The sequence below is a fragment of the Kitasatospora sp. NPDC127116 genome (genome assembly GCF_042677365.1).
GTDB lineage: Bacteria > Actinomycetota > Actinomycetes > Streptomycetales > Streptomycetaceae > Kitasatospora > Kitasatospora lactacystinica.
This window is the reverse complement of the sequence record NZ_JBHXTL010000027.1, coordinates 76,253-79,696: the sequence shown is the minus strand read 5'-3', so window position 1 is coordinate 79,696 and position 3,444 is coordinate 76,253. Positions and strand designations below refer to the sequence as shown.

Here is a 3,444-nt window from a genome sequence, read left to right as displayed (position 1 = left end):
CGCGACCTACTGGTCCATCAGCGCGCTCCGGGCCAAGCCGAAGGAACCGTCGACGGCAGGCGAGACGTCGGCCGGATCGTCCTCGGGCACGGCCGCCGGAACGCCTGCCGACGCCCAGGGCGCCGGGACCGGCGGCAGGGTGCCCTTGAGCGGCCCCCACTCGTTCGGGTCCGGCACGCCGGCCGGCTGCATCTTGCGCCGGGCCGGCCCGCCGCCGTGATCGGACTCGCCCGGCTCCTTGGCGCCCGGCCAGTCCTTGGCGACCCGCGCCGCGAGCACGAACTCCTTGCGCAGCGGGTTCCCCTCGAAGCCGTCCGGCAGCAGCAGGGTGGCGAGGTGGGGGTGCCCGGGGAAGTCGATGCCGAACATCTCGTGGGTCTCGCGCTCGTGCCAGGCGGCACCGGCGTAGACGGCGACGGCGGTGGGCAGCGCCGCCCTGTCGCGCGGCACCCGGGTGCGCAGCGCGAGGTGCCGCACGCCCGGCGCCTCGACGGCGGCCAGGTGCGCGACCACCGAGAAGCCCTCGGCGAGCTCGTCGACGGCGCTCAGCCAGTCGAAGAAGCCCAGCCCCAGGACGTCCCGGGCGTTGGTGAGCGCCTCGATCCAGTTCTCGGCCGGGACGTCGACGGTGATCAGCCCGTACGCCTCGGCGCCGGTCGCCCACTCCCCGACCGACGCCGCGCACTGCTCGGCGGAAGTCACGAGACCCCTCCCTCGGTCGAAGAGCCGGCCGGAGCCCCGGTCGGGGATCCGGCCTCGGGAACGTCCCCGGAGCCCGTCCCGGTGCCCTGCGAGGGCCCGGTCACCAGCGGACGGCGCAGCGCCGACGCGGGCGCCGCGTAGCGGTCCGGCAGGGACTCGGCGGCGATCTTCTCCTGGAGCTTGAGGATGCCCTGGAGCAGCGCCTCCGGCCGCGGCGGGCAGCCGGGTACGTAGACGTCCACCGGGATGATCTGGTCCACGCCCTTGGTGACCGAGTAGGAGTCCCAGTACGGGCCGCCGGAGTTGGAGCAGGCGCCGAAGGAGATGACGTACTTCGGCTCGGGCATCTGCTCGTAGAGGCGCTTGACGGCGGGCGCCATCTTGTCGGTCACCGTCCCGGAGACGATCATCAGATCGGCCTGCCGGGGTCCGGGCGCGAACGGGATGACACCCATCCGGATGAAGTCGTGCTTGGCCATGGACGCGGCGATGAACTCGATCGCGCAGCAGGCCAGGCCGAAGTTGAAGCACCAGAGGCTGTAGCGGCGGCCCCAGTTGAGCACCACCTTGACCGGGTCCGGCGCGAGCCGGGCCAGCGGGCCGATGCCGCGGCGCTCGACGGCGCCGGGGCGCGCGGGGTCCGGCAGGCCGAGCGGAACGGGACCGCCCTCGGCGCCGCCGTGCGAGTGGGAGTGCGTCACGTCCATTCCAGAACGCCCTTCTTCCAGGCGTAGAGCAGCCCGACCGCGAGGAAGCCGATGAACAGGAACATCTCGATCAGGGTTCCGGCGCCGTACCCTGCGGTGGCGAAGACGGTCGCCCAGGGGAACAGGTAGATCGCGTCCACCGCGAAGATCACGTACAGGAAGGCGTACACGTAGTAGCGGATCTGGGTGTGCGCCCAGTCCTCGCCCACCGGGTCCACTCCGCACTCGTACGTGAGGAGTTTCTCGGGCGAGTACACCACGGGTCGCAGCAGCCGGTTGGCGGTGAACGCCACGGCGACGAAGAGCACCCCGACGACGGCCAGCAGACCCATCGCGGCGTACGCGTCGAAGTAGCCGCTGCCGACCGCCGGGTCGGCCGCGACGGCAGCCGCGTGCTTCCCCTCCATGCCTTCGCCTCCACCTCGACCGAGAACCCGCCCTAAGGACAGTTCTACGACGTTTACTCTCACGGGCCTAACGATGGCCAAAGCGTGAGTCTAAGGGGACCGCTCCGCTCCGCCCGAAACCTGCTCGGTCCGCAAGACGGCCGGTGGACACCGTGGCGGACCGCCGGCGACCGGGCCCGGGGGTGGGGTTAACCCCCGGCCGGGAAGATGTATCACCCCCATGGCATCCCCCGCCCGCCGTTCGGGAAGCTTGGTCCAGCCGCACGACGAAGAGGGACGGTAGATCCGATGAAGCCGCTGCACCGCGCCGTGGACGCCATCAAGGAGCAGGACGCTCGGATGGAGCGCCCGCCGCTGTACGGCAGGAGGATGTGGCACCAGGTCGGACGACTGCTGCTCAACCTGCCGCTCGGCATCTTCGGCTTCGTGCTGGCCGTGGCCACGCTCTCGGTCGGCCTGGGGCTGTCGATCACCGTGATCGGCCTGCCGCTGCTGGCCGGCGGCCTGGCGCTCTCGCGCTCCCTGGGCGCGCTGGGCCGGCGGCGGGCACGGTCGGCCTACGACTCCGGGATCGACGAGCCGCAGCCGGTGGAGCCGCGCCGCCCGGGGATGGTGGGCTACACCATCGCCCAGCTCACCGACCTGCTGAACTGGCGCTCGGCGCTCTACAACGTGCTGATGCTGCCCTGGGGCGTGCTCAGCTTCGCGCTGACCCTGATCTCGGTGATCGCGCTCTGGCCGGTGCTGCCCTGGGTGGTCCGCGGGCTGGCCGCGGTGGACCGCATCCTGATCGAGTCGCTGCTCTTCCCGGGCGCCCTGGCCGAGCGGGTGCGCGAACTGGAGGACGACCGCGGCACCGTGGTCGACACCGCCGCCGCCGACCTGCGCCGGATCGAGCGCGACCTGCACGACGGGGCCCAGGCCCGGCTGGTCGCGCTGGCGATGGACCTCGGCATGGCCAAGGAGCGGCTGCGCGAGGTGGAGTCCGAGGACGACATGGCGGCCGCCACCAGGATGGTCGACAACGCCCACGGCGAGGTGAAGCTGGCCCTCCAGGAGCTGCGCGACCTGGCCCGCGGCATCCACCCGGCGGTGCTCACCGACCGCGGCCTGGACGCCGCACTGTCCTCGGTCGCCGCCCGCTGCACCGTCCCCGGCGGGGTCCGGGTGAACGTCGACCTGACCGGCCCGGACGGGGAGCCCGAGCGCCCCGACTCGGCGGTCGAGGGCATCGCCTACTTCACCGTCAGCGAGTTGCTGACCAACGTCTCCAAGCACGCCGGCGCCCGCTCCGCCTCGGTCGAGGTCTGGCGCTCGGAGCACCAGCTGATGGTGCTGGTCCAGGACGACGGCAAGGGCGGCGCGGCCCCCTACCCGGGCAGCGGACTGGCCGGGCTGGCCGAGCGGATCCGCGCGGTGGACGGGGTCTTCCTGGTGGAGAGCCCCGAGGGCGGCCCGACCACCGTCACCGTCGAGCTGCCCTGGCGCACCCGCGCCGCCCGCCGCTGAGCGCCCCGTCCCCCGGACACGGCAGGGCGCCGGGACCTCGTCGAGGCGGGGTAGGGGTGCCCGGGCCCCGGGGCGAAGGCACCCCCCCCCCAGCCCCCCAGCCCCGCGGGGCGGGCCGC

3 protein-coding genes and 1 pseudogene are annotated in these 3,444 nt (G+C 73.1%); 1 reads left to right on the top strand and 3 read right to left on the bottom strand.

Annotation, left to right across the window (positions count from 1 at the left end):
• Positions 1 to 122 precede the first annotated feature (122 nt).
• The 3 genes and pseudogenes from ACFVHV_RS14080 to ACFVHV_RS14070 form a co-directional block, all read right to left on the bottom strand.
• Positions 123 to 702 (bottom strand): annotated as a pseudogene (locus ACFVHV_RS14080) (NADH-quinone oxidoreductase subunit C); the annotation flags it as partial.
• On the bottom strand, positions 699 to 1,409 hold the full coding sequence (locus ACFVHV_RS14075) for an NADH-quinone oxidoreductase subunit B family protein (RefSeq protein WP_359902893.1): 711 nt from the start codon (positions 1,407 to 1,409) through the stop codon (positions 699 to 701). The gene ACFVHV_RS14075 and the pseudogene ACFVHV_RS14080, both read right to left, overlap by 4 nt.
• On the bottom strand, positions 1,400 to 1,816 hold the full coding sequence (locus ACFVHV_RS14070) for an NADH-quinone oxidoreductase subunit A (RefSeq protein WP_359902891.1): 417 nt from the start codon (positions 1,814 to 1,816) through the stop codon (positions 1,400 to 1,402). Before ACFVHV_RS14070 ends, ACFVHV_RS14075 begins: the two co-directional genes overlap by 10 nt.
• 288 nt (positions 1,817 to 2,104) lie before the next feature.
• Between ACFVHV_RS14070 and ACFVHV_RS14065 the strand changes: the two genes are divergently transcribed.
• Positions 2,105 to 3,325, top strand: a complete 1,221-nt coding sequence (locus ACFVHV_RS14065) for a sensor histidine kinase (RefSeq protein ID WP_380351312.1) — start codon at positions 2,105 to 2,107, stop codon at positions 3,323 to 3,325.
• Positions 3,326 to 3,444 lie beyond the last annotated feature (119 nt).